Source organism: Sphingomonas sp. Leaf230, from assembly GCF_001421745.1.
GTDB lineage: Bacteria > Pseudomonadota > Alphaproteobacteria > Sphingomonadales > Sphingomonadaceae > Sphingomonas.
Genome location: NZ_LMKW01000010.1, coordinates 120,929 through 144,119, shown reverse-complemented (window position 1 = coordinate 144,119; position 23,191 = coordinate 120,929). Strand labels below are relative to the sequence as shown.

Annotated in this window: 27 protein-coding genes and 1 tRNA gene; 6 read left to right on the top strand and 22 right to left on the bottom strand. The window is 65.0% G+C overall.

What is annotated here, in order from left to right; genetic code table 11:
- The first annotated feature begins 44 nt into the window (after nt 1-44).
- Both ASE82_RS12680 and ASE82_RS12675 read left to right on the top strand, forming a co-directional pair.
- On the top strand, nt 45-728 hold the full coding sequence (locus ASE82_RS12680; RefSeq protein WP_056063827.1) for a Fe2+-dependent dioxygenase: 684 nt from the start codon (nt 45-47) through the stop codon (nt 726-728).
- Nucleotides 729-916: 188 nt separating this feature from the next.
- A complete protein-coding gene (locus tag ASE82_RS12675) occupies nt 917-2,032 on the top strand; it encodes a PepSY-associated TM helix domain-containing protein (RefSeq protein ID WP_056063826.1) in 1,116 nt (371 codons plus the stop codon).
- A 159-nt stretch (nt 2,033-2,191) separates the two neighbouring features.
- Here ASE82_RS12675 and ASE82_RS12670 read toward each other — a convergent pair whose 3' ends face one another.
- Entirely contained in the window at nt 2,192-6,808 is a 4,617-nt protein-coding gene (locus tag ASE82_RS12670; protein ID WP_056063823.1) for an NAD-glutamate dehydrogenase, read from the bottom strand.
- A 76-nt stretch (nt 6,809-6,884) separates the two neighbouring features.
- Nucleotides 6,885-8,036 carry a PAS domain-containing protein gene (locus tag ASE82_RS12665; protein ID WP_056063820.1) on the bottom strand — a complete coding sequence of 384 codons (1,152 nt, stop codon included), beginning with the start codon at nt 8,034-8,036 and terminating at the stop codon, nt 6,885-6,887.
- A gap of 134 nt (nt 8,037-8,170) precedes the next feature.
- On the opposite strand from ASE82_RS12665, the gene ASE82_RS12660 reads away from it, so the two are divergent.
- Nucleotides 8,171-8,246, top strand: a tRNA-Thr gene (locus ASE82_RS12660).
- A 21-nt stretch (nt 8,247-8,267) separates the two neighbouring features.
- Here ASE82_RS12660 and ASE82_RS12655 read toward each other — a convergent pair.
- The 11 genes from ASE82_RS12655 to ASE82_RS12610 all read right to left on the bottom strand — a co-directional run bounded on the left by ASE82_RS12655 (nt 8,268) and on the right by ASE82_RS12610 (nt 13,460).
- Complete coding sequence (locus ASE82_RS12655; RefSeq protein ID WP_056063817.1) at nt 8,268-9,605, bottom strand: tyrosine-type recombinase/integrase; 1,338 nt, start codon at nt 9,603-9,605, stop codon at nt 8,268-8,270.
- 160 nt (nt 9,606-9,765) lie between these two features.
- Nucleotides 9,766-9,963, bottom strand: coding sequence for a hypothetical protein (locus ASE82_RS12650; protein ID WP_056063813.1), 198 nt, complete (start codon nt 9,961-9,963; stop codon nt 9,766-9,768).
- Nucleotides 9,960-10,145, bottom strand: coding sequence for a hypothetical protein (locus ASE82_RS12645; protein ID WP_156348889.1), 186 nt, complete (start codon nt 10,143-10,145; stop codon nt 9,960-9,962). Before ASE82_RS12645 ends, ASE82_RS12650 begins: the two co-directional genes overlap by 4 nt.
- A 207-nt stretch (nt 10,146-10,352) precedes the next feature.
- On the bottom strand, nt 10,353-10,829 hold the full coding sequence (locus tag ASE82_RS12640; protein ID WP_056063810.1) for a hypothetical protein: 477 nt from the start codon (nt 10,827-10,829) through the stop codon (nt 10,353-10,355).
- On the bottom strand, nt 10,829-11,275 hold the full coding sequence (locus ASE82_RS12635) for a hypothetical protein (RefSeq protein ID WP_056063807.1): 447 nt from the start codon (nt 11,273-11,275) through the stop codon (nt 10,829-10,831). The genes ASE82_RS12640 and ASE82_RS12635 overlap by 1 nt, the downstream gene beginning before the upstream one ends.
- 175 nt (nt 11,276-11,450) lie before the next feature.
- Nucleotides 11,451-11,639, bottom strand: coding sequence for a hypothetical protein (locus tag ASE82_RS12630; RefSeq protein ID WP_056063803.1), 189 nt, complete (start codon nt 11,637-11,639; stop codon nt 11,451-11,453).
- Nucleotide 11,640: 1 nt separating this feature from the next.
- Nucleotides 11,641-11,919, bottom strand: a complete 279-nt coding sequence (locus ASE82_RS12625; RefSeq protein WP_156348887.1) for a hypothetical protein — start codon at nt 11,917-11,919, stop codon at nt 11,641-11,643.
- Complete coding sequence (locus tag ASE82_RS19500) at nt 11,919-12,071, bottom strand: hypothetical protein (protein ID WP_156348886.1); 153 nt, start codon at nt 12,069-12,071, stop codon at nt 11,919-11,921. The genes ASE82_RS12625 and ASE82_RS19500 overlap by 1 nt, the downstream gene beginning before the upstream one ends.
- Nucleotides 12,068-12,523: a hypothetical protein gene (locus ASE82_RS12620; protein WP_056063800.1), complete on the bottom strand. Its 456-nt coding sequence runs from the start codon at nt 12,521-12,523 to the stop codon at nt 12,068-12,070. Before ASE82_RS12620 ends, ASE82_RS19500 begins: the two co-directional genes overlap by 4 nt.
- Nucleotides 12,524-12,633: 110 nt before the next feature.
- On the bottom strand, nt 12,634-12,966 hold the full coding sequence (locus tag ASE82_RS12615) for an ogr/Delta-like zinc finger family protein (RefSeq protein ID WP_056063797.1): 333 nt from the start codon (nt 12,964-12,966) through the stop codon (nt 12,634-12,636).
- Nucleotides 12,963-13,460 carry a hypothetical protein gene (locus ASE82_RS12610; protein WP_056063794.1) on the bottom strand — a complete coding sequence of 166 codons (498 nt, stop codon included), beginning with the start codon at nt 13,458-13,460 and terminating at the stop codon, nt 12,963-12,965. The genes ASE82_RS12615 and ASE82_RS12610 overlap by 4 nt, the downstream gene beginning before the upstream one ends.
- A 448-nt stretch (nt 13,461-13,908) precedes the next feature.
- Between ASE82_RS12610 and ASE82_RS12605 the strand changes: the two genes are divergently transcribed.
- Both ASE82_RS12605 and ASE82_RS12600 read left to right on the top strand, forming a co-directional pair.
- Nucleotides 13,909-14,631, top strand: a complete 723-nt coding sequence (locus ASE82_RS12605) for a LexA family transcriptional regulator (protein ID WP_056063791.1) — start codon at nt 13,909-13,911, stop codon at nt 14,629-14,631.
- A gap of 11 nt (nt 14,632-14,642) precedes the next feature.
- Nucleotides 14,643-15,110, top strand: coding sequence for a DUF4429 domain-containing protein (locus tag ASE82_RS12600; protein WP_056063788.1), 468 nt, complete (start codon nt 14,643-14,645; stop codon nt 15,108-15,110).
- 65 nt (nt 15,111-15,175) lie between these two features.
- Here the strand turns inward: ASE82_RS12600 and ASE82_RS12595 are convergent, their stop codons facing one another.
- From ASE82_RS12595 to ASE82_RS12555, 9 genes are all read right to left on the bottom strand, one after another.
- A complete protein-coding gene (locus ASE82_RS12595; protein ID WP_056063785.1) occupies nt 15,176-16,207 on the bottom strand; it encodes a contractile injection system protein, VgrG/Pvc8 family in 1,032 nt (343 codons plus the stop codon).
- Nucleotides 16,204-16,590, bottom strand: a complete 387-nt coding sequence (locus tag ASE82_RS12590) for a phage tail protein (RefSeq protein WP_056063782.1) — start codon at nt 16,588-16,590, stop codon at nt 16,204-16,206. Before ASE82_RS12590 ends, ASE82_RS12595 begins: the two co-directional genes overlap by 4 nt.
- Nucleotides 16,590-19,076 carry a phage tail tape measure protein gene (locus ASE82_RS12585; RefSeq protein WP_235524694.1) on the bottom strand — a complete coding sequence of 829 codons (2,487 nt, stop codon included), beginning with the start codon at nt 19,074-19,076 and terminating at the stop codon, nt 16,590-16,592. The genes ASE82_RS12590 and ASE82_RS12585 overlap by 1 nt, the downstream gene beginning before the upstream one ends.
- A 1-nt stretch (nt 19,077) precedes the next feature.
- Nucleotides 19,078-19,197, bottom strand: a complete 120-nt coding sequence (locus ASE82_RS12580; protein WP_056063779.1) for a GpE family phage tail protein — start codon at nt 19,195-19,197, stop codon at nt 19,078-19,080.
- Nucleotides 19,198-19,205: 8 nt separating this feature from the next.
- Nucleotides 19,206-19,550, bottom strand: a complete 345-nt coding sequence (locus tag ASE82_RS12575) for a phage tail assembly protein (protein ID WP_056063776.1) — start codon at nt 19,548-19,550, stop codon at nt 19,206-19,208.
- 83 nt (nt 19,551-19,633) lie between these two features.
- Complete coding sequence (locus ASE82_RS12570) at nt 19,634-20,143, bottom strand: phage major tail tube protein (protein WP_056063773.1); 510 nt, start codon at nt 20,141-20,143, stop codon at nt 19,634-19,636.
- Nucleotides 20,144-20,172: 29 nt separating this feature from the next.
- Nucleotides 20,173-21,345, bottom strand: a complete 1,173-nt coding sequence (locus ASE82_RS12565) for a phage tail sheath subtilisin-like domain-containing protein (RefSeq protein WP_056063770.1) — start codon at nt 21,343-21,345, stop codon at nt 20,173-20,175.
- An 11-nt stretch (nt 21,346-21,356) separates the two neighbouring features.
- Nucleotides 21,357-21,710: a GPW/gp25 family protein gene (locus ASE82_RS12560; protein ID WP_335337810.1), complete on the bottom strand. Its 354-nt coding sequence runs from the start codon at nt 21,708-21,710 to the stop codon at nt 21,357-21,359.
- Nucleotides 21,711-21,715: 5 nt separating this feature from the next.
- Nucleotides 21,716-22,270: a phage baseplate assembly protein V gene (locus tag ASE82_RS12555; RefSeq protein WP_056064693.1), complete on the bottom strand. Its 555-nt coding sequence runs from the start codon at nt 22,268-22,270 to the stop codon at nt 21,716-21,718.
- A 189-nt stretch (nt 22,271-22,459) separates the two neighbouring features.
- Between ASE82_RS12555 and ASE82_RS12550 the strand changes: the two genes are divergently transcribed.
- Nucleotides 22,460-23,137 carry a hypothetical protein gene (locus ASE82_RS12550; RefSeq protein WP_156348885.1) on the top strand — a complete coding sequence of 226 codons (678 nt, stop codon included), beginning with the start codon at nt 22,460-22,462 and terminating at the stop codon, nt 23,135-23,137.
- The last annotated feature ends 54 nt before the right edge of the window (nt 23,138-23,191 follow it).

Sequence of the window (23,191 nt, the reverse complement as noted above, 5' to 3'; positions counted from 1 at the left end):
GCGGGCAGTTTGCCGGTATCGCCGCCGCATTCTAGAGTGACGCCATGTTGATCGCGATCCCTGATGTCCTCGATGCTGCTGGCGTCGCCCGTGTCCGCACGCTGATCGATCACGCCGAGTGGATCGACGGCAACGCGACGTCGGGGCCACAGAGCGCGCTCGCCAAGCGCAACGAGCAATTGCCCGAGGACTCGGTCGCCGCGCGCGAGGCTGGCGGGATGGTCCTCGATGCGCTCGGCAGGTCCGCGCTGTTCGTCGCGGCGGCGCTCCCGCTTAAAGTGTTCCCGCCGCTGTTCAACCGCTACACCGGCGGACAGGATTTTGGGCTGCACGTCGACAACGCGATCCGGATGAAGCGCGGCACCGATTTTCGCATCCGCAGCGACCTGTCCGCAACGCTCTTCCTCGACGACCCCGCGACCTATGACGGCGGCGAGCTGGTGATCGAGGACCAGTTCGGGCCACAATCGGTCAAGCTACCGGCCGGGCATATGGTTCTCTACCCCGCTTCCAGCCTGCACCGGGTGACGCCGGTGACGCGCGGGGTGCGTACCGCATCGTTCTTCTGGCTCCAGTCGATGGTCCGTGACGACGGCGCGCGGCGGATCCTGTTCGATCTCGACCAGGGCGTGCAGGCAGTCGCGGCCGCACAAGGGCAGGGCGATCCAGCCACCGTGCGGCTGACCGGTGTGTACCACAATCTCCTGCGCCGCTGGGCGGACGCCTGACTTCTGCTCCCCTCCCTGAAAGGGAGGGGCAGGGGGTAGGTCGGTTTCCGTATCTCCAGACGCCGCGACCAGAGCAGGCCAACCCACCCCCAACCCCTCCCTTCCAGGGAGGGGAGCATGTTGCGCTCCGTCTCTCATGTGGACTTCGACAGCCCCCCCATGCCACGCTCCAGACACGGGGGAATGCAATGAACAAGCTGGCGATGCGGCGCGCGTGGTTCCAGGTCCACAAGTGGATCGGGCTGGTGCTGGCGATCCTGATCATCCCGCTGTCGCTCAGCGGTGCGGCTTTGATGTGGCATGATGCGCTCGATCGGATCGTCGATCCGGCGCGCTATGCGGTTTCGGGGAGGACCGTGGTCGGGCCGGACAGCTATGTCGCGGCGGCGCGCGCGGCGCTGAAGCATGGCGAGCGGATCGCGACGCTGACGATGCCCGACGACGGCGGCCCGGTGATCGTCGCGGCCAGTTCGGCCAGTGCGCCGATCCGGCAAGGGCCTCCCCAGCGGACGATGGTGTATCTCGATCCGCCGACGGCACGCGTGCTGGAGGTGTCGCCGTCGAACGCCGGGCTCGTGCGGTTCTTGCACGTGCTCCACGGGAGCCTGCAACTCCCCGGCGTCGGGCGCTCGATCGTCGGCTGGATCGGCGTGGCGATGATGGTGTCGTGCTTTACCGGGCTGTGGTTGTGGTGGCCGACGGTTGGGAAGTGGACGCGTGGGTTCCGGTTCCGACGGCACCGTGACGTCGAAACCAACCTGCATCATTTGTTCGGCTTCTGGATCGCGCTGCCGCTGTTCGTGCTGTCGCTGACGGGTGCCTGGATCTCGTTCCCGCAGGTCTTCGGGAAGCTCACCGGCGAGACGTCGCGTCCGAGAGGCGGTCCCGATCGCGGCGCGATGATGCGCGCGAAACCGCTGGCGTCGCCCGCGCAGCCACTGGCGGTGGCGATCGGCAAGGCCCGCGGCATCGTCGACAATGCACCGTTGCGGAGCGTAAACTGGCCGACCGACCTCAGCGCGGACTGGACGGTAACGTTTCAGGGCAGGGGCCAGGGCGGCGGCGCGCCGATCGGGGTGAAGGTTGCGGACGACACCGGCGGCGCGATCGCCGCACCCGCGCGGCCTCAGGGCGGCGTGGCGCGGTGGATGCGACGGATCCACGATGGCACCGACATGGGTGCTCTGTGGCAGGTGATCATCTTCCTGGGCGGGATATTGCCCGCGGTACTGGCGGTGACCGGCGTGATCATGTGGTGGCGCGCGCGGAAGTGGAAGGCCGAGCTGGTAGCGCGGCGGGCCTAACCTGTCCCTCGCCCCTTCGGGGAGAGGGAAGGAGGAGCCTCTTGGCGACGGGAGGGTGAGGGGAGTTGGGACTCGCGTCCCGAGCCTCACGCCCCTCACCCTCCCACGCGCAAGAGCACGCGGGCCCCTCCCTCTCCCCGCAGGGGAGAGGGACAGCAGTCACCGCCCCAGCAGCACCCGCGCCTGACCGGCGATCTGTGCCAGCATCGCCGCGTTCGGCACCGCCGCATGGCGCGCGCGGTCGATCACCGCCTTGAACTGCGCCACACGCGTGGCGTTCGCGAGCAGCCAGGCCTCCACCGCACCTTGCGGATCCTGCGCCCCACGGCGCGCGAGAAACTCCAGCCGCAACTGCTGAAAATCGCGTGCCAGCCCGGCGACCAGCAACCGCTCCCAAGGATCGGTCGGACTGATCCGCGCCGCATTCGCCTGCGCCCAGTCGAGCCCCAGCGCCTGCCCGAGATGCGTGAACGCCCGCGTCACTACCGCCTCGTCGAGCGCCATCCGCTCGCCGAGATCCGCCAGCCCGACCGCGCCGTCCATCTCGAACAGGCGGACGACCTTGCGTACCAGATCGCCCGGCGCACCGACCGCCTCGAGCTGCCCCGCGATGCGGCTGCTCTGCGCGCTCGCCTCCTCGAGCAGCAACGCCGCAGTCTGGCTGTCGAGCTGCGTGATGCCCTTCGCCAATCGCGCGAGGACTTCGCCCGGTACGGCGCCAGGCGCCGACACGCGCAACAGGTCGGCGATCTGCGAACGGGTCGCCACGGCCACCTCGTCGAACAGCGCGATCCGCGCCGCCTCGGGCATCACCGCCGTTTCGATCTCCGCCCACAAGGCCGGCAGGTCGAACAGGCGCTCGGCGACGACGAACATCGCCGCGATATCGCCCATCGCCGCGCCTTCCTCTTCCGCCAGTTCGAACGGGTAGAGGATGCCCAATCGGTTGACGATCCGGTTGGCGAGCTTGGTCGCGACGATCTCGGGCCGCAGCCGGTGTTCGTCGATCGCCGTCTCGAACCGCTCGCGCATCGCCGCGGGGAACGCGGCATGCAGGTCGGGTTTCAGCGCATCGTCCTTGGCGATGTCGCTATGCTCGATCGCATCCTGCAACCCGAGCTTTGCCGTCGCCAGCAGCACCGCCAGCTCGGGCCGCGTGAGGCCGAGACCATCCTGTCCACGACGCAGCAGGATATCGTTCGAAGCGAGCCCCTCGACCGCCCGATCGAGCCTGCCGCCGCCCTCGAAGATCTCGATCACGCGGACATAGCTCGGCACGGCCACCGCGCCGTCCGCCTCGGCGATCGACAGCGCCAGCGTCTGGAGGCGGTTGTCCTCCAGCACCAGATGCGCGACGTCGTCGGTCATGCTGGCGAGCAGCGTGTTGCGGTCCTCGTAGTCGAGCCGCCCCTCGATCATTTCGCGGTTGAGCGCGATCTTGATGTTGACCTCGTTATCCGAGCAGTCGACGCCCGCTGAATTGTCGATGAAGTCGGTGTTGATCCGCCCGCCGCGTGTGGAGAACGCGATGCGCGCCGCCTGCGTGACGCCCAGGTTCGCACCTTCGCCGATCGCGGTGACCCGCAGGTCCTCGGCATTGACGCGCAGCCGGTCGTTGGCCGGATCGCCGACCGCGACGTTCGCTTCCGATGCCGCCTTCACATAGGTGCCGATGCCACCGAACCAGAGCAGGTCCGCCGGCGCCTTGAGGATTGCCGAAATGAGCGCTCCCGGCTCCATCTCGCCGACCGTCACGCCGAGCGCGGCCTGGACCTGCGGCGACAGCTTCACGATCTTGTCGGTGCGCGCGAACACGCCGCCGCCCTTCGAGATCAGTGTCGCGTCGTAATCCGCCCAACTCGACCGCGGCAGCGCGAACATGCGGTTGCGTTCGTCCCAGCTGGTCGCAGGGTCGGGATCGGGATCGAGGAAGATGTGGCGATGGTCGAACGCCGCGATGACCTTCAGCGTCTTCGACAACAACATGCCGTTGCCGAACACGTCGCCGGACATGTCGCCGCAGCCGACGACGGTGATGCTCTCGCTCTGCACGTCGAGCCCGCGTTCGGCGAAGTGCCGCTGGACGCTCAGCCACGCGCCCTTGGCGGTGATCCCCATCGCCTTGTGATCGTAGCCGACCGAGCCACCGGAGGCGAACGCGTCGCCCAGCCAATAGCCGCGTTCGAGCGCGAGCGCGTTGGCCACGTCGCTGAACGTCGCGGTGCCCTTGTCGGCGGCGACGACGAAATACGGGTCCTCGCCGTCGAGGATCGTCACGCCTTCCGGATGCACGACCTTGCCCTCGACGATGTTGTCGGTGATCGACAGCAATGTGCGGATGAAGATCCGGTAGCTCTCGGTGCCCTCGGCCAGCCACGCGTCGCGGTTCGACGGGGCGGGAAGTTGCTTCGGATAGAAGCCGCCCTTCGCGCCTGTCGGCACGATAACCGCGTTCTTGACGCGCTGCGCCTTCATCAGCCCGAGGATCTCAGTACGGAAATCGTCGCGACGATCGGACCAGCGCAGGCCGCCACGTGCGACCGGGCCGGCGCGGAGGTGGATGCCTTCGACGCGAGGCGAGTAGACCCACACTTCGCGCCACGGCACGGGCGCGGGGAGACCGGGGATCAGGTGGCTGTCGAGCTTGAACGCGAGCGCTTCCGACGCGGCGGGCGTGAACGCGTTGGTCCGCAGAGTCGCCGCGATCAGGTTGCGATACGCACGCAGGATGCGGTCGTCGTCGATCGCGGTGACGGCATCGAGCCCGGCTTCGATTGCCTGGTCCGCCTCGATCGCGTTGCCAGGATGATCGGGGTGGTGGACCGCGGTAAAGCGCGCGATCAGAGCCGCCGCAACCTTCGGTGCACGGCGCAGCGCGTCGACCACGGTGGTCAGCCCGTACGGAAGCCCCGCCTGGCGCAGATACCGGAACCACGCGCGGAACAGCACGATCGCCTCGGGACGCATCCCGAGTTCGACGATCAGCCGGTTGAACGCATCGTTCTCGGCCGCGCCCTCCAGCACCGCCGCGATCGCGCCTTCGAGCACGGGCGCGTCGCTCTGCTGCGCCGCGTCGTTCGCCTCCAGCACGAAGTCATGCACGAACGGCACGCTGTCGTCGCGCAACCGCGTCGGCAGTTCGCCGATTACGCGGAAGCCGAAATTCTCCAGCACCGGTACGGCGTCCGACAGGGGGAGGGCGCCACCCAGCTTGTAGATTTTCAGCTGAGGATCGGTGCCGGCTTCACCCGGAACCAGACGCACGCCACGCGCATCCGCATCGCCCAGCGCGGCGATGCGCTGGATATCCTCTGCGGCCTCGGCAGGCGTGCTGAGGTTGCGGTAGTTCTGCGGGAACGCCGCCGCCCATTTGAGCGCAAGACGTGCCGCACGCGGCGGTGGCAACGTCTCGACCAGGGCGGCCTCGACGTCCGACACCCAGCCGCGCACCATCCGCTGCAACCGGAGCGCGAGCGGCGCGACGTCGGGCATCCGCCCATCGCCGCGCAGGTCGAGCGTGTAGCGGATCATCGCGACCTCGCCGTCTTCCAGCGCGATCGACCAGTTGAGCACGCTCGCATTCGCCGCCTCCGCCAGCATGTCGCCGATCGCAACGCGGCGGCTGGTGGTGACGTCGTCGCGCGGCAACCAGACGAACCCGAACAGATGACGGCCGAGCGCGGACTCGACCAACACGAGCGCAGGTCGCGGCCGATCCGCGATGCTCATTGCGGTCAGCGCCAGATCCTCCAGTGCATCGGGCGCGAACGCGATGACTAGATCGTGCGGAAGCGCAGTGAACGCGTGCGTCAGCGCCTTGCCGGCATGCCCGCGCGGATCGAACCCGAACTTCGCCTTCATCGCCGCAAGGCGCGTGCGCAACACCGGCACGTCGCGCGGCATCGCGGCAAGCGCGGCGCTGGTCCACAGCCCGCTGTAGATCGACAGCCCGGCGACCGTCGCGCCTTCCATCACCGGCACCACGACGAGGTCGAGCGGCACGGCGCGGTGGACGGTCGAGATCAGGTTCGACTTCAGCAACAACGGCGCGTCGTTGCCGGCCTCGAACCATTCGATCGCCAGTGCGCGCGACGCTTCGGCGAGGATCGGCACGCGGTGTTCGTTGCGCGCGATACCCAGCGCGGCACGGCCGCTGCCGTCGCGGTGCCAGATCTGATGCCCGAGCAGTGTCAGATGCCCGTTTAGGAACCACTGCAACAGCGCTGCGCCTTCGCCCTCGGGCAGCTTGGCGATATCGTCGTCGAGCGCGGCCTGCATCGCGCGCCAGTCGGTCACCGCCGCGCGGACGTCGGCCAATACGGCGGTGAGGTCCTCGATCAGTCCGCGACGGTCGCGCGCATCGGCGCGCTCCATCTCGAGATAGATCATCGATTCGGGGCGACCGGCGCCTTGGCCGTCCGCGTCGATCGCGTGCAGCGTGCCATCTGGGGCGCGCGTCGTACGGACGACGGGGTGGATGATCCGGTCGACCGCGATGTCCTGCGCGCCGATCGCCGCGGCGATCGAATCGACCAGGAACGGCATGTCGTCGTTGACGATCGCAAGGCGCATCCGCCGCCGCGTGTCGTCCGCGCTGATCGGCTCGATCGCGATCGCCGGCGCACCGTCGTCGCGGTGCGCGGCAGTCGCAGCGACGAACGCCGCGGCCTGCGCGACCTCGCTCGCCCCGAAGTCCCTCAGTTCGCCCGGAAGGGCCCGTTCGGTCAGCCGGCCCGCGAGGGTTTCGGTGAGCGTGTTCAACGATTGGTTCGCCATAGGTCAGGGCCTATGCGCCCGCTATTCGCCTATCTCAACCCTTGTGGCAGATGCGAAGAAATATGCTGCGGCGCACCTAGAATTCAGACCGCTCGGCCGCAGCGATCGCGGCAAGATCGCCGTCGAACCCGCCGAGAAAGCTCGCGAAACCGCCTGACGGCACCTGATGCCGATGGGCGTGTCGCAGCACCGTCGCGAATGTCTCCAACCGCCCTGCCTCGAAATTCGCGCCAAACACGAGCGTGACGATCTGCGTCATCGCGTCCGTCCCACCCGGCATGCAGGCAGCAGAGAGTATCGCGCTGAAATCATCGCCGTCCTGTACGGCTGACACTGCAAGATCATGCGCCCGACCTAGCGTCCGGTGCAGCGCCGCCCGACTGCGCGCTTCGGCCGCGCGGACCTGCGCTGCGCTCTCCCGCGCCATCGCCAGTTGCTCGCCGAGGGCCCCGACGAGCACATAGTCGGCGGGTAAGGGGTCATCCAGCACCAGCTCCTGCAATGCCGCAGGCGTCGGCTCGGCAGGCATGATATCGAAGCCACCGCTCGGTCCATCCGCCCACACCTGCGCGGTCGCGCCCGAGCCATACGAGGTTGCGTGAACGGCGGCATCTAGCTCAGCCGACAGCGCAGCCTGCAAATCAGCGTCCGCGAGCTCCTTCCAATTGATCACGCCGTAAATGAAATCGATCGTCACCCCGCCAGACGCGAACGGCATCAGGATCCCGCGGTACAGCGTCGTCCGTCCCCGGCTGCTGACGAATTCCGCTTCGAAGCCGATCGGCGCGCGATTGGCGATGATCTGCAGGTAATGATCGGTCAACCGCGACAGCAGCGACCGGCTCGGGACGTCCGCGATCGTCGCGATCGGCCCCTCGAGCCCGCACTCCTCGCGCAGAGCTCGTCCGAGATACGCGATCTTCGGATCGCCCATGCCCTGACTGAAATCAAGCAGCACGCTGTGCGGCCCGAAATCGGTGATCGTCTCGGGCTCGAGGTCGGCAATCGAAGGATAGGGGCGGTCCTTCAGCAGCGACACCCAATGGTTGTAGGCGCGCACGTGCATACGCCGCTCGTCACCCCCGAGATCGAACATCACGTCGTTGACGCCAGCATCGGTCGAATCGCGCGCGCCGGCGTCCGCGGTTGCCCGTGACGCATCCCGCGCTAGCGCCACGCTATCCGCGCCCCCTGCGCGTCCATCCTCTACGCTGCGCGCCGTCGTCATGCCCAAAGATCCCCGTATCGTCGCACCGCTTGTGCACCGCGCTTGGTAAACACAGAGTAAACTCGCAAACCGCTTGTCAGCCCGCAAAACCGCTGGTAGTTGCCGCCCCCTCGACCGGATACATCCGTCGTCGGGCCGCTTTAGCTCAGCTGGTAGAGCATCGCATTCGTAATGCGGGGGTCACAGGTTCGAGTCCTGTAAGCGGCACCATCGACAAGTGGTTGATTTAACTCACATTTTTCTGACTCCAGCCGACTTTTCGGCGACGCCGGTTCCGGTATGGTTCCGGTGCGTCGAGCCCGGAGCCAGCTTCTCGATCTTGGCGATGATGCGATTCAGGGCGCGCACGACGGTGGGGAATTCGCCGATCGCGTAGACCTCGGTCTGGCTTCCGTCGCGATGGCCCATGAAGCCCTCCAGATCCCACTTCTTCGCGCCGTTGTTACGGACGAGGGTCGCGAGGCTGTGGCGCAGCAGGTACGGACGCCACTCGCGGCCGGCAGGCATGTCGAGGTTCGTCAGCATCGTATCCCAGGCGCGATCGACGTCCTGGATGGCGCGGCCGTGATAGTTCACAAGCCAGCCCCGGCCGGCGCGGTCCGGTATCGGCAGCGCCATGTACGTCTCGTATTCCTCGCGCAGCCAGCGATCGAGCAGCGGCAGGACCGGCAGGACGGCGCGATGCTTCTTGTTCTGCGTGCGCCCTTGCGGGTTGAGGTCGATCGTCGGCGCGCCCGGCCACCACTGCTCGCGATCGGGGGCGACGTTGATGTCGACGACAGCACCAGGCCGCGCAATCGTGCAGACCGATGCGACGAGGAACGCGTGCAGCGAACCGCGCTGGCGATCGGGCTCGGCTGCGTAGGCGAACATCTTTGCCAGTTCCTCGACACCGATTCGGGTGCGGCGCTGGCGTTGCACCTGGCGGGCGGGAAGTGGCTTGTAGATCGGTCTCTTATCGGAGCGCGCCGGCTCCGCGTTGGCGGCATGATTCAAGACGGCGATCAGCTGCGCGATCGACGCCTCGGTCGCGGCCGGCGAGCGCGGGCGCGACACGGTGACTTCGCCCTTGCCGTTGCGCCATTCGACTGGCTGCAATCGGGACCAGGCGCGGAAGGCGTTTACGAACACAGTGCCGCACGCCGTCGCGCAGCTGGTGGAGTGGCCGAACCGGCCTTCCGCACCAAGGGCCTGCTCCGCATCAAGGAACGCCACAGCATGCGCCAAGCGACCCGAGATCGTGTCAGCCGAAGCGCGCGTGTTGCCCCACTCGATTTTATAGTCTGCGATGGCGTCGGTCAGGAGATACGCCTGCGCCTGCGCGAGCGGCTGGCCGCATGCGTGACAGAAGGCCGGCGCTTCGCCCTTGTCGGCAAGGTAGACCTTGTCGAGTTCCAGAATGGCCGCTGCTACGTCGCTTGTAGCCGTCGACGTGCTGCGCTCGCGTCGCGTTCCACTGTCGTACCACCAGATGTATAGGTTGGGGCTCCGAAGGGTTCCGTCTGCCCGTTCGTCATGGGCGAGCCAGTATTTCCCTCTTTGGTAGACCGGCGGAGTGCGTCGCGGCATTGTGTCTGTTCTTTCAAGTAGTCGGCTACGGCACGATTGATGATGTCGAAGAGCCCGAGGCTTCCGAGTAGATCGAGGTCCGGGGACTCGATCCGGACGCCTTTCCCGACGTCGGCCGCTCGCATCAGCTTGCGGGACAGTTTGATGAGCGACGGAGCGTTCACTGGATCACCTCGTATTCGGCGATGTCGAAAGGGCTTCCCGTCCGTCGCCAGTTGCAGCCACCCTTTCCGTCTGCCGCCCAGCCGGGCGGGCTCATGGGATTGGCGTCGGTTGCTCCTTCGCCCCCGTGCGCGAGCTTCACACGGACGCGCTTGCCGATCGCTTCGCTGGGCAGGTATCCGGGGTTCTTCGTCACAGCGGATCGAAGCCCCCGGCGTACCGCAGCGCCATGTATGCAGGCCACGCCATGCGCTGCGCCTGAGCATCCTCGTCCCGGTAGCGGTTGATAAGGTAGTTCAACTGGCTGTTGGCTCGACGACCGGCTTCCCGATCGACCGGACTGCCGCGGGTGCCGTTGCGCGTGATGCGCGCGACCATCTGCAGCGGTGTCAGAACCCGCCCACGAATCGCTGCGCGGTTGTTCCACCGATCCCGGTGACGCGGCGTTCAGAACAATTGCAAAGGGTGTTTGCGTGTGAACCGCTGCTGACACTCGGGACACACCGAACGGGCATCGTCCTGCCGATCGGTAGGGTGCGAGGGCTTCTCGGGCTTCCCTGACGGTCCTTGTACCGAGGACATGGGTCATGCCCCCTTCCTGTTGTAGCCAAGAGCATCAAGGACCCCGTCGACGATGCCGGCGGCAGTATCGTCGAGGCCGAACAGCGTGCCGGGGACTACGTCGCCGCTCAGGATGCTGGTCGGTTCGCTCCGCACGATCGAGAGGGCGAACTCGGTCCGAAGGCGTAGTGCGTGCGCTACTTTCGCGACCGCGTTCTTCCGATCTATGAGCGTAAAGGGCGGGCGCTGGGGCGGTGCGGCCGGCATCGGCTGCGCAGCCGGTGTCGTTGCGCCGCTCCACCAGGCAAGAAGCTTTTCCATGCAGCCAGGGCACAGGTCGTCACCATAGCTGCCGGCACCAGGCTGCGCGCCCAGGCGTGCGCCCTCTGCGCACTGCCGAGCCGCATTGATCCAAGCCCAATCCGGGAAAGCTTTCTGCTCGCCCGTGGCCTCGTGGCCGCAACGATCGCAGACGATCTTCAGGATGGTGACGGTGCCCATTAGTGCGCGTCCGCCGGGTCGGCCGCAGCGCGCACGATATTCTTGGTCTTGGGTAGGATTGCCTGCGCCAACTTCCTTGCGGCCGCTGCGAGCATGTGGGGCGACGCATCGAGCCCTTGTCCCTGGCGCTCATAGGCGAAGCGCTCAACGTGATCGCAGTGAACGAGAACGATGCTCGCCTGTCCTAACGGTGCGGCGGTCACGGTGTCGGACACGGCAGGCGCGATGACGGCCCGCAACTTCTGCGCGTGCGCGAGAAACCGCTCGGCTCGCTCTTCGAGTCCGCGCGCCGCTGCGACTACGTCAGCATCGGATACGCCGCGCCCGGCGTCGATCTTGTAGTTGAGCGCGCGAACCGTGATGCAGAGTTCGTCAGCAAGCCGGCCTTTGCCGAGCAGCTGGGCTGCGGTCTCCAGTCCCATGATCCGGACCATTTCGACCGGCATGCCGCGCTGTTCCCGCTTTTGGGAACAGTTCGTATCTTGTGGCGATGGGTGAGACTGGCGAGCTTCGAGGGGAGCGGCGCTGATCATCATGGAGATCCTGTTGGTGCGAGGAGATCGAGCGGTCGCGCCAGCGGCCGTTCTTGTAGAAAGCGTTTCGCCAAGAGCCGCGAGCGGGTCAGAACATGGGCGGCGGGCGTCGCTGGATCGGGTGGAGATCCTTGGCGAGGCAGAGGACGGCTTGTCCGTCGTCGAAGCGGACCGAGGCGAAAGCCTTGCGGACGGCGAGGACGTCGCACTGCTTTCCGGCGCGGCCGAGCCCTTGGAAGAGGGCACGGTCGCCTCCACAGACTGCGACGTCGCCCACGTCACTGGTTCAACCAAGCGACTACAGGCAGCCACGCCAACGCAGGAGCGACCGTCCAGAGGACTGGCCGAAGCCGCCGCGCGGACGCGGCGTTCTCATTAACGCGGATCATGGGTTGCGCTCTGGTCAGTGGGGTGAAGCTAGGCTCGACATGGCCAAGTGCGAGGCGGCAGATCCGGCTCCACTGCGGCGCTACCGTCGCAGCGATCACGCCGATCGCGGTCGCGCCCGCGCTACCGAACAGCGCAAGAGCTACGCCTAAGAGAACATCGTGCAGCATCAGCGACGCCGATCCGATGTGCCGGCGACGAGCATGACGATCGCGACGGGGATCCAGATGACCGCGAGCAGGATCGCGAGGACGATCTTGGCGATGCGGCGACGGCGCATGGTGCGCTCGAGCTGCGTCGCGCTGGTTGCGACGGCGATCACTGGCAGCACTCCACCGGCGCGGTGTCGGGCAGGCAGGCCGTGCAGGCGGTATCGGTCGCCCAGGCGCATGCGCCATGCTCGTCGCTGGTGCAGGGATCCCAATGGCTGCAACCGCAGCCACGGCAGATGCGGGGGTGGCTGTCGACCGGATCGGTAGCGAGCTGGCGATAGACGTCCGGATCGAACGGGAAGACGCTGCGAAGGGCTTCCAGCGTCTCGGGGTGACGTGCCGTATTGCCGGGCGTTTCCAGCACGTAGATCAGGTCGAGCGCAGGTGCGACCTCGTCGGCGTTCCGCGCCAGCATGCCGGCGACTTCCTTGATCGACATGCCAGCCGCCTCGCGGCGCAGGCGGATGTACGCGGCAGGCGTCAGGGCCGCGGCGCTTGCGCTCACGGCGCGCTCGCCTCGCTGCATCGGCATCGTGAATGTACGCGGGAAGACGTGCATCATCGGGCATTCCTTTCGGCAAGGGGGTGGCGGTGCCGGAAGCGGGTGCTTCCGGATGGCGGGGGATGGTTCAGGACGTTTGCGGCCGAGGCCGCGGGGATCAGGTCAGGGGATTAGCCAGGCGACGGCGCGACCTCCGCCGCGTCAGGCTGATCGTCGTTGGCAGGCACCCGCTGGTCATCGTTCGCGGGCTTCGAGCGCCACTGGCCGTGCGGCAGGATCGCTTCGGTGATTGCGGGGTTTGGCTTCATGCTCGGCCGCACCGTCCGGAAGATGCCGAGCTGAGCCACGAAGGTGTGTTGGCAATCGGCATCCTGGCAGACGTACCGGATCTCGCGCGTGAACACGTCGAGCTGGACGGAGTCGTATGCGATCGAGCGCGTCAGGCAGTGCGGGCACACCGTTGCAGGTACGCGCGGCGTGTAGTTTCTCTTCGTCTTAGTCACTGATGGGTCCCCCCGGCATTCCCCGGCCCCGTCGACATGGCAGGACGAAGGAAACTGGGCAGGCGCCGACGTATGCGGCGCAGGACGCCTTCAACCTGCGTTGCCTCAACCAGCGCGCGATGGAGATCGAGCGGGGAAGCGCCGGGTTGAACGGCAATGAATAGAGCGGCCTGCAAATCGCTAGCCTCGCCAATGAACTCGACCGAGTCGCTGATGAGCGCGCGGCGGCAGGCGTCCTGCTGCTCGACCTTGATATCCAGCTGGTGGCTGAAGGCATCGCGAAACGGCGCGTCCTCGCCACCGTTGAGGCGGTGGGCGGCATCGAGCGCAAGCGCCTGCGTCAGCGTCGGCAGCGTATCGCTATCGGGGTTCGCCCACTCGTAAATCGTGCGCTCGGCACGATCGACGACCTTCGCTGCAGCGGCCGCGCCAATCTGCGCAATTACCTTGGTCATGGCGTCGGCGAAGCTGTCGGGGGTGCGAGGCTTGGTCATGCGATTCGGCCACGCTGCAAAACGCTGCGGGGATCGCAATCGACCGATGCGTCAAGCGTGCGGTACGGGTGCGGCATGGTGCTAGCAGGAAGAGGTGGTCGACCGATGCTGGTCAACGCGAGGGCCGCATCGTGAGGGATCGAACGATCAGGCCAGTTAGCTGGGACGCGAAACCACGAGGCAAACTTCTCGAGATTAGTCACCGAAAACGTCTTTCCGTCACGAAGACGGTTAAAGAACGCCCCGCTGCTCACTACGATGGTAGCGACACGCGACAGGGATTTGCCGCCCCATCGGGCTACTTCGGCTTCATACGAATCGGCAACCGTTCGCAGGGCGTTCTCATATGCAGCGCTCATGACGCTCCCAATGCGTCAAATTTGACCGCAATGTCAACGTCAAACTTCCCGCTCGCGCAAGTGCGGTGCGTTACGGCAAAGAGTGCGTCATGAGTGCCGCACCGGAAATTCTTAAAGAACGAATACAGGCGAAGCTTGCTGAGCTGAATGTCACCGCACGCGAAATTTCAGTTGCTGCGTTGGGGCAGCCTGACGCGATCCGGAATATCATCAAGAAAGGGTCGATGCCGGGTGCCGAGCGGCTCGACCTAATCGCGGAGCACCTTGGAACGTCATCCGACTGGTTGCTCGGCCGTGACACGGCTATCGAGCGGACATTCTCATCCCAAGCGATGTCGCCCGAGGCGTTTCGCCGGTTGCCGAAGACGCTTCCGATCTATGGCAGCGCACTTGGTGCAGACCTTGAATTCGGGGACGGAAACGGAATCATAGTGGATGTAGAGCAGACGGAGGTGCATATGGCAGCTCCTACAGACTTTATGGCGCGCCCGATCGGGGTAACCGGCAGGCCGGATCTCTACGTTGTGTCCGTTTCGGGGCATTCCATGGAGCCGAGGTTCGATTCGGGCCGGCGACTGCTCGTCGATCCGAGGCGCTCGCCCGGTGTAGGTGACGACGTCGTCGTACAGCTGCGAGGACCAACTTTTGATGGCGAAGAAGTCCGTCATGTCCTGATCAAGCAACTGGTCCGCCGCCGACCCGGCGTAGTCGTCTTGCGGCAGTTCAATCCAGGCATCGAATTTGAAGTGCCAAACGAGCAGGTTTCCTGCGTTCATCGCGTTATGCCTTGGGACGAGGCTATGGGTTTCTAAAAAATTGGGGGATGTTTGTGATCTACGACGGGCAAAATGGCGGAACAGTAGAACTTCTCGACGATGTTCTCGTGATCAGACGCAAAGGGTTAACGAGCCTGTTAAATCACGGGCTGAAAGGCGACAAGCGCATACCATACGAAAGCATCACTTCGGTGCAGTTCAAGGAAGCAGGGTTTACGACGGGTTACATTCAGTTCGGGGTAGCAGGCGGCAAGGAGAGCCGGGCGGGTGTCGGCGCTGCCGTGAAAGATGAAAACACGGTACTGTTCATCAAGAAGACTGCATCAGAGTTCCGACAACTGCGCGACCTAGTCGAGCAGCGCTCGATCGCCGCTCGCCGTGGACCGCCGCAGGCCACTTCGTCGAATGGAATCGCTGACGAACTCAGAGCCCTTGCTGAGCTTCGCTCAGCCGGCATCCTGACGGACACTGAATTTCAAGAGCAAAAGTCCAAACTACTTTCGCGCCCATTATGATGGTTGGGTTGCGCACGTACCCAAGGTAAATTCACTACCTGGCGTCGGCTCAGCCGCCTCAATGTTCAGCTTGCTTCCATTTTGAGCGCGGTGGTGAAACCGCGATCACCAAGCGAGTGCACGACTTCCGCGACAAGCCACTCGACTGATTCGATCGCGGCCTTAAAGCCGGTGACGCTTGCCTTCGTCTCAGGATGAATGTCCGGACGGCCTAGTGCGAGCGTAAGCGACAGGGAGACCGGCTCGCGGCCGGCGCGACCACTTGCCGCATTCGCAGCGGCTTTAGCGTCGGTCTCGTTGGCGTAGACGCGAGCTAACGACTTCGCCCCCTCCGTCTTGCCTGCGACAATGTGCAGGCGTTTACCAGATCTGCGATCATGCCATGTCGCCTTCACGCCGGGAACGTCGTCGCGCTTCTGTCGGCTGTATTGGTGGGCATCGCCGTCGCGCCTAGCGATCCTAACTGTCGCGATTGGCTTGCCGCTCACGGTGACGCCTGCAGATATTGGCGAGAAGATCAGCACGCCGCGGGCGATCTTGGCGACTGCCCCACGTTCGCGGCCGAGCCGGCGCAGGAACGCCACGTCGCTTTCGCGGTTCTGTGCCTTCGACGTGATGGCAATCCCCGCGAGGCTGGCGGCGCAGCGGGGCGTAAGATGATGGCGCTGGGCGACTTCTGTCACGATCGCGCCCAATGTCGTGCCGTGCCAGCTCTTCTCCCGCCTGGTCTTCAGGTCGCTGGTGAAGTCGGCCGAGCGCGCGCGGATCGTGATCAGGTCGGGCGGACCGCCATGCGCGACCTCGTCGACGATGAACCATCCCTTGTCGACCAGGCCGGACGTGACGTCGCTGCCCTGCTTCCAGCCGAGCCAGACGTGTATCTTCGCGCCCGTCGGCGGGAGCGCGACGGTGCCGTCGGTGTCATCGATGACGAGATCGAGCTGGTCGGCTTCCTCTCCGCGTTTCTCGCTGATCCCTAGTGAGACGAGGCGACGGCGCGGGGGGCGGCCGTTAGGCTGCGGCACCCTGCCTTCCAGTACCGGTGTAATGTCCTTGCCGTCGACGACGACGCGAACGGCTGCGATATTGGAGATCATGCTACGTCGCTATCGACGCGAAGGAGGTCGATCGCGAAATCGATCTGTCGCGGCGTGCCATCGGGAAAGAAGACTTTGCCGCGATCGTCGATGCCGGTGATGACGTAGGAGCCGTAGACATAGCCACGCCCGTCGACCAGCGACCAGGCGTCGCCGGTGTCCGCCATGCGGCGCAGCTCGTCGATCGAAACCCGTCCGTCCGCGATCTCCAGATAAACGGATCCGGGCAGCGCGATCGTCTCGACGCCGGGGCCGGTGAACTGCGTGGCGTCACGTGCTCCGATCCTCGTCGACGTGGCGTGCCGCCAGTCGGCACGACGGGCGATCTCATCGAACGCCAGCGTGTCGATCGAGAAAGCGAACAGGCCAAGTGCGAGCAGCATCAGACGGTCTCATAATCAGGGGTGTCAGCAAACGATGAACGGCCACGCGCAGCCGTTTCTCGATCTCGCCGGTCGAGCTCGTCTGCAACGGCGCGAGCGAGCGCCTGGCCGTCTTGTCCTGGCTGTTGGTTGATATGGATCACGTAGCTAGACGAGGACGCCCCGGCGTTGCCAGCAGGCGAGGACGCCGTGCTCGCAGGACCTGCCATCGCCATCGCCGGGATTGCGCTGCCGGTGACCATGGCAGCGGTAAGGCGACTAGATAGGCGATCCATTCGCCTGACGGGTTCGCCTTCCTGCGCGGCGATGCCGTTCGTCAGACCGTCGACGATGTGGCCGCCGAAGCCCATAAAGACGCGGCTAGGTGACTTGATGCCAAGGGCACGACGGAAGGCACCGGAAGCCGTGCTGGCAACGCTCGTTACGGCAGACACGACCCAGCGCAGTCCGCTCAGTAGCCCGTTGACCAAGCCCTGCATCATGTGACGACCGGCTTCAGTAAGACGTGCCGGCAGTTGAACCCCGAACAGGCTGAGCAAGGCCGCGACGCCGCTGTAGACCAAGCCTACCGGACTGAAGTTGAGCAGCATGCCGGCGACACCGGCAATGCCACCCGCAAACCCTGCCTTGATGCCATTCCACACGCCAGCGAACCACCCGCTGATCGCGCCCCAGTTAGCGTAGATCAGGTAGGCTGCGGCGCCGATTGCGACGATGCCGGCGACCACACCAAGTGCGATACCGATCACTGGCAGCATACCGATGCCAAGCGCGCCCGCGGCGAACGCTAGCGCGGAGAACGGCGCGACCAGGCCAGCGATGACGATCGCACCGCCGCCCAGGATAAGGAACAGGCCGGCAAATGCTGCGGCACCTACAGCCACCGCCTTAGTCGCGTTCGGATATCTGTTGGCGATATCACCGATCCAGGTAGCAAAGCCATTCGCGCGGTTGACGACGGCATTTATCGTCGGGAGCAACATCGTGCCGAGTGTAACTGCCAACGTAGCTGCGTTCACCTTAAGCGCTTGGGATTGTGCCGCAGAGTCTTTCATTCGCTCCGCAAAATCACGATCGGTCGTGCCGCTGGCGGCTAACGACTCTTTTCGAATGATTTTGTACTCTTCCATATTCGCCATCAACGGGCGTAACGCTGCCTGAACCTGCGCGTCGCCGAATAGGTACGACAGCTTTTTCGTATCGCCTTTTAGCGTGCTGTTGGTGAGTTCAGTGATCGCCTGTATCGGCCCCTTGCCGTCCTTCGCAGCCTTCTCAAGTGCCTTGGGAAGATCAACGCCGAACTTTTTAAAGTTGTCGTTGGTATCTTTCGCATTGATCTTGTTTAGCAGGTTAAGGAGATTGTTACCGGCCATTTCGGAGTTGCCGGCACCTTTTCGAGCGATCTGTGCGCCGGCGGCAAGGTCAGCCACGGCACCGGTTCCTGACTGCCCAAGCGACTGATACGCGGCGGTTAGCGCCGGAAACTGCGCCGCCATATCCTTCAATTCGAACGCACCACGTTTGCCCGACTGCGCCATAATATCGATGACCTTACCTGTCTGGCCTACGGCGACCTTCAGGTTGTCTTTGGCAGCAAAGGTCGCAGCGGCCATGTCGCCGACTTCAGCTTTGTACGCGGTGGATGCCTTGCCGATCGACGGCATCATCTGCATCGCGTCGGGTACGCTAGCGCCGAGGCCAGCAAGCGTATCAACACCACGCTGCATATCCGCCGGCATCTGGTTTGCAGCGCGCGCGGCGACGAGCAGGCTCTTGCCCATCTTATCGGTCGCCGCCCGCGACAATCCGGCTTTCTGACCAATGTCGGTCATCACCGACTGGTATTCCTGCGCGGCCTTAATGCTGCCGAGCAGCGGAGTCGCCATCGCCATGCCGGTGCCGATCGCTGCGGCACCGCCGGCCGCGAGGCCAGTGGCGACGCCCTGCATCCGAGCAAACCGCGCCCGACCGGTAGCCATGCGACGCTCACGATCGGCCAAGCGACTTACGCGTCGTTCCTGTTCTGCAATCTCTTCATTGGTTTCCCGAGCGCTGTTCCGGAGGGTGCGTTCATGCCGTGCCAGGTCCGTCGTAGCGACGCCGGCCTCGCGGAGACGCTCACGAAGCGTACCCAACTCGCGCGTCTCAGCCTGGTGCTGACGTTCGAGCTTTGCTGCCTCGGCTTTCGACTTTGCGAACTCGCGGGTCATCGCACGCGTGGGCTCTGCGGTTTCGGCCATTTGACGGCCTAGCGCCGCAGCCTTTTGGCGGGCGGACTGCATCTGCTGCTCGGTCGAACGCAGACCCGCTTTCAGCGCGCGGAACCCGGCGATGTCGCCCTGCGCGCGCTCGATCGCTTTCAGTCCGGCGCGGGTCAGCCGAAGCGCCTGCGCGGCCTTTGTCGATCCACCAGCAATGGCGCGCAATGGGCCGGTGACGCGGTCACCGGCCTCCAAGAGCATCCGAATGCGCAGGTTACGGTCCACGCTATTTTCCTTCGGGGTTGTGGCGGCGAGCGGCGCGATTGCGCCATTGCATCAAGTCGGGAACCGCCAGCGCGTCCATCGCGTCAGGTGGCCAATGGAAGACGAAGGCGATATCGGCCATCGGCTCCTCTACATGCTCTGGGAAAGCGCTTCCTTCGTCGCAGTCGGCAGCAAAAAATCGACCAGTACTCCCGCAATTTGCATGACGTCTGCGGGATCCATCGCATCGATCAAGTGCGGGTGCAGGATCGGCTGGGTCACGCGCGGGGTTATGAGCGCGATCTGGTTGTAATCCATGCGGACGAGGCCCCCGAGGTTCGCCCCGCGCAACGCGCCAGCCATCGGCTTTCGAACATGAACCACCGTGCCTGCCGCCAGCACGATCTTGTCAGCGACTACGACATCGTATTCGAGAGTGATATCACCTGGCGCTCCGGTCGGGGCGGGGGTCGAGTTGTCGTTCTGGTTGTCCATCGTACGTTCCCTGTCAGGTCTTTTGAGTTGGCTTGGTCAGCGCGCCGGGGCGACGCCGCGGCCGGCGGATCGCGGTCACGCGATCAGAAGCCCATTGCGGCGCGATGCTCGGCCATCAGGTCGACGCCACCGACGATCTCGATCATGCCGAGAACATCGATCTCGACCTCGACGACGCCGTTCCACGTCAGCTTGAAGTAGCTGAGCTGGCTCTTGACCTTGAACTCGGTATCCTCGCCGGGCTTCCATTCGCCCATGTCGATCTCTTCGTGCCGGCCGCGCGTAACGATCTCCACGACGTCGACGGCACCGCTATCGTCGTCCTGGAACGAACCGACGAAGCGCTGCTGCACGCCCGCGAGATTGAGCATTCCGTGCTGGCGCAGGATCTGGCGCATCGGACCGCCGTAGACGGCTTCCATTTCGAGCGGCTCGCCGCCCATGTCGACCTTGACCGCGCGGCCCATGCCACCGGCACGGTATTCCTCGAACTTGCGCGCGAGTTTGGGGGGCGTGATCGAGACGGTTTCGCCGATGAAGGCTTCGCCGTCGTTGAACATCATCGTCTGCTTGAGCTTGCTGGGGAACGCCATCGCGTCGACCTTTCGTGCGTGAGGTGGTTTTAGTTGCCGGCGACCAGGCTGGTGAAGTCGGCAAAGAACTCGTCGGAGATCTCCTGCTCGATCCCGAGCGCCTCCAGCGGCGGTACGAAGGTGTAGCGGTAGCCAATGAGCAGCTTGCCAGCCTTTAGCTGATCGACCGGGTTCTTGGCCCCGTCGAACACCGCGACGGCACCGAGGATGCGGCCGGCGCGCTTTTCCTGCCGGAACTTCTCGTTGATCTGCTCGACGATGTCCTTCGCCAGGCTGGGTAGCAGCGGCTTGTCCATCGCCCACACCAGGCCGAGCGCGACCGTGTCGGCAAGGATCTGCGCGGTGCGGCAGGCGCTCTCGAACACAAAGTCGCTGGCGGGTGCGGCGCACGTGCGGTTGCCCCAAAAGCGGAGGCCGCCTGCGATACGCACGACGGTGACAAGCTGGGACGCGTTCAGCACGTTCGCGTCGCAATCGGCGTCCTGAATATCGAAGGTCACATCTGCGGCCAGGCCGTCGACCTCCGGCAGTGCGACGTTCGACAGCGTCTTGTGCCAGCCCTGGTCCTGGTCGATCGCGGCGCGTGCGCCCATGGCGACGGCCGCGACCGGCACGCCGATGCTTGCACCGGCCACGCCATAGGGAGCGGTTACGCTCGGCCAGAGCAACGTCAGCTCGCGCGCGTCGGGGAACAGGGCGCGGTGGGCGATGGCCTCGCCGCGATCGTTGCCGATCGCGTACGCGTAGACGCGGGCGCGGAGCCGCTTGGCGACGGTGACCATCGCCTTCGTGACCACCTCGCTTTCGAGACCAGGTGCGCCGATGATCCGGGGATGCAGGTTCAACTGGGCAGACGCGGTGAGCAGCGCCTGCATCCCGGTCTTCACGCCAGCGACGTCGGCGCCGACGACCGCGGTCGTGGTTGCGGCCGGCGTAGCGCCAGGCGCAACGCGCACGACGACGATCGGCGCGTCGACCTGGCCGGCGATGGCCTTCAGCGCGGCACGCAGCGTGCCGTCCGCGCCGGCCTTCTCGATCGCGTCGTCGATGTTCGTGACCGCGACCGCGGTGTCGAGCGGGAACGCGCCGGCCACCGCGGCCGGCGCGGTGGCGATCAAGCCGATGACGGCGGTGGCGACGGTGACGATCGAGCGGCGCGAGGTCTTCACCTCGTTGACGTTGATCCCGTGGAGGAAGCTCATGTGCGGACCTTTCAGGCGAGCGCCGACAGGGCGCGGACGGTGGACGAGTGGGTAAAGACGGGAGCGCCGGGCACGTCGGTGCGACGGCCGGTGATCGTGAGGACGGCCGACTGCGGGAGTTTTCCGGGCGAAAGCACGACGCGGGAAAGCCGCGCGCGGCCCTCCTGACGAAGTAGCGCGTGCGCCGCGGCGGCAATGATCCGGACGCGGCCGAGTTCGTTGTTCGGCTGGTCGATCAGCTTGGGGACCTCCGAGCCATAGTCGCGCCGGCCGCATCGTGTGCCGACCGGCGTTTCAAGGATGTCGTCGATCGACTGCCCGAGGTGATCCCCGCCAGCCACGCGCTTGCCGGTATGGCGATCCATGCCGATCACTGCGGCTTCCCCGACAGTCCGCCGCCTGGCTGGACGCCAAGGTGTACGTGATCCTTGAGGCTCTTACCCGCGCCGACGACGTCGGTGTCTGCCGTGATCGTGCCGTTCGACTTGATGTCGCCGTCGACCGTCATGTCGCCTTTGAACACGAGGCCGCCATCGGCATCGATCCGCAACGTCGCGCCGGCTGGCAGGATGGCGGTCAGCGCGTGGGACTTGGGATCGTAACCGATGCGTGCGCCGTCTTTGTATTCGGTCAGCGTTGATTCGTCGTTTGCCGGGCGCGGATGCGCGTCGCTCGACAGGCTGCCGATGATCACGCCGCGCGCGGTGTCGGCTTCCGGTGCAAGGACCATGACCTGTTCGCCAATCGCGGGCGGCGAGTGGGTGCGCGTGGATCCGGCGCGGCTCTCCAGCCACGGAATGTCGCCGGTCGTCAGTTCGTCTGCGAATTGCACGCGCGCGGTGCCGGCAGCGTGGTCGACGGATACGACCACGCCTTCGCGCGCAAGATCGCCAATGAGGCGCTGGGTATCGGCATGTTCGGCCATAGCGGCGACCATGCGCGGGACGTTTCGAGAGGCGAGGCCCCGCTCTTGTAGAAACGATTTCTACAAGAGCGGGCGGGTCGATCGCTCCCACGGTGGAGCCGTGGCAGCATCGTCACCTAGGTTTACCGCGCGCGTCATACTTGACTCGTCTTGTGATGGTCTGCCTTTATTGGGTCAAAGGGGGATGCTATGCTGCCAGAAGTACTTCGAGACCATAATCTGACATGGATCCGACCAGCTAGGGCCACCGTTGGCGACGACAATCCTGACGCGATTTATGCCGCCGTTGGGAAAGCCCTAAGTAGCTGGGAATACGTCGAAATCGCGCTAACTTGGTTGTTTCACGCCGTCGCCGAAGCCGATGGCTGGGGTACTACGCCGGCGTTCGGTTTAATTTTCAATTCGGAGAGGAAGCGCGATCTGTTGAAGAGCGTGGCAAGCGAGTATTTCGGCGACAAAAACACGCCAGAGCTCGCGAAGGATGTCTATGAGCTACTGACGAACTACAAGGTGGCTGCTGATCGCAGGAATGACATCGCTCATGCGGTGGCGGTTATCGTTGTTAAAGAGGGAGAGCATGGCGTAAATGAGGGCTGGTATTTGACCCCGCCCGAGCATGCTTTGAAAAAGCTAATTCCGGACCTACGCGAACCTAAGTTTGGTTCGTCTTACGCGTGGACGGGCCAGCAGGTTTCGGAACTGGCTGCGAACTTTCTGTTACTTGCTCGTACGATAGATTCAGTAGCTACTGAATTGGACCCTGAGCAGAAGAGCCGGAGGCTTACGGTATCGGTTCTCCCTGGCTTTTCTAAAGCCACCCCAGGAGCGCCGTCGCTGGGTCGAATTGTGAGGACCAGTTCCAAGTAGGGCTCTATCCATGCCGCCGCGGTTTGTGCGAGGTCGGATAGAGCCCTTGGGTTA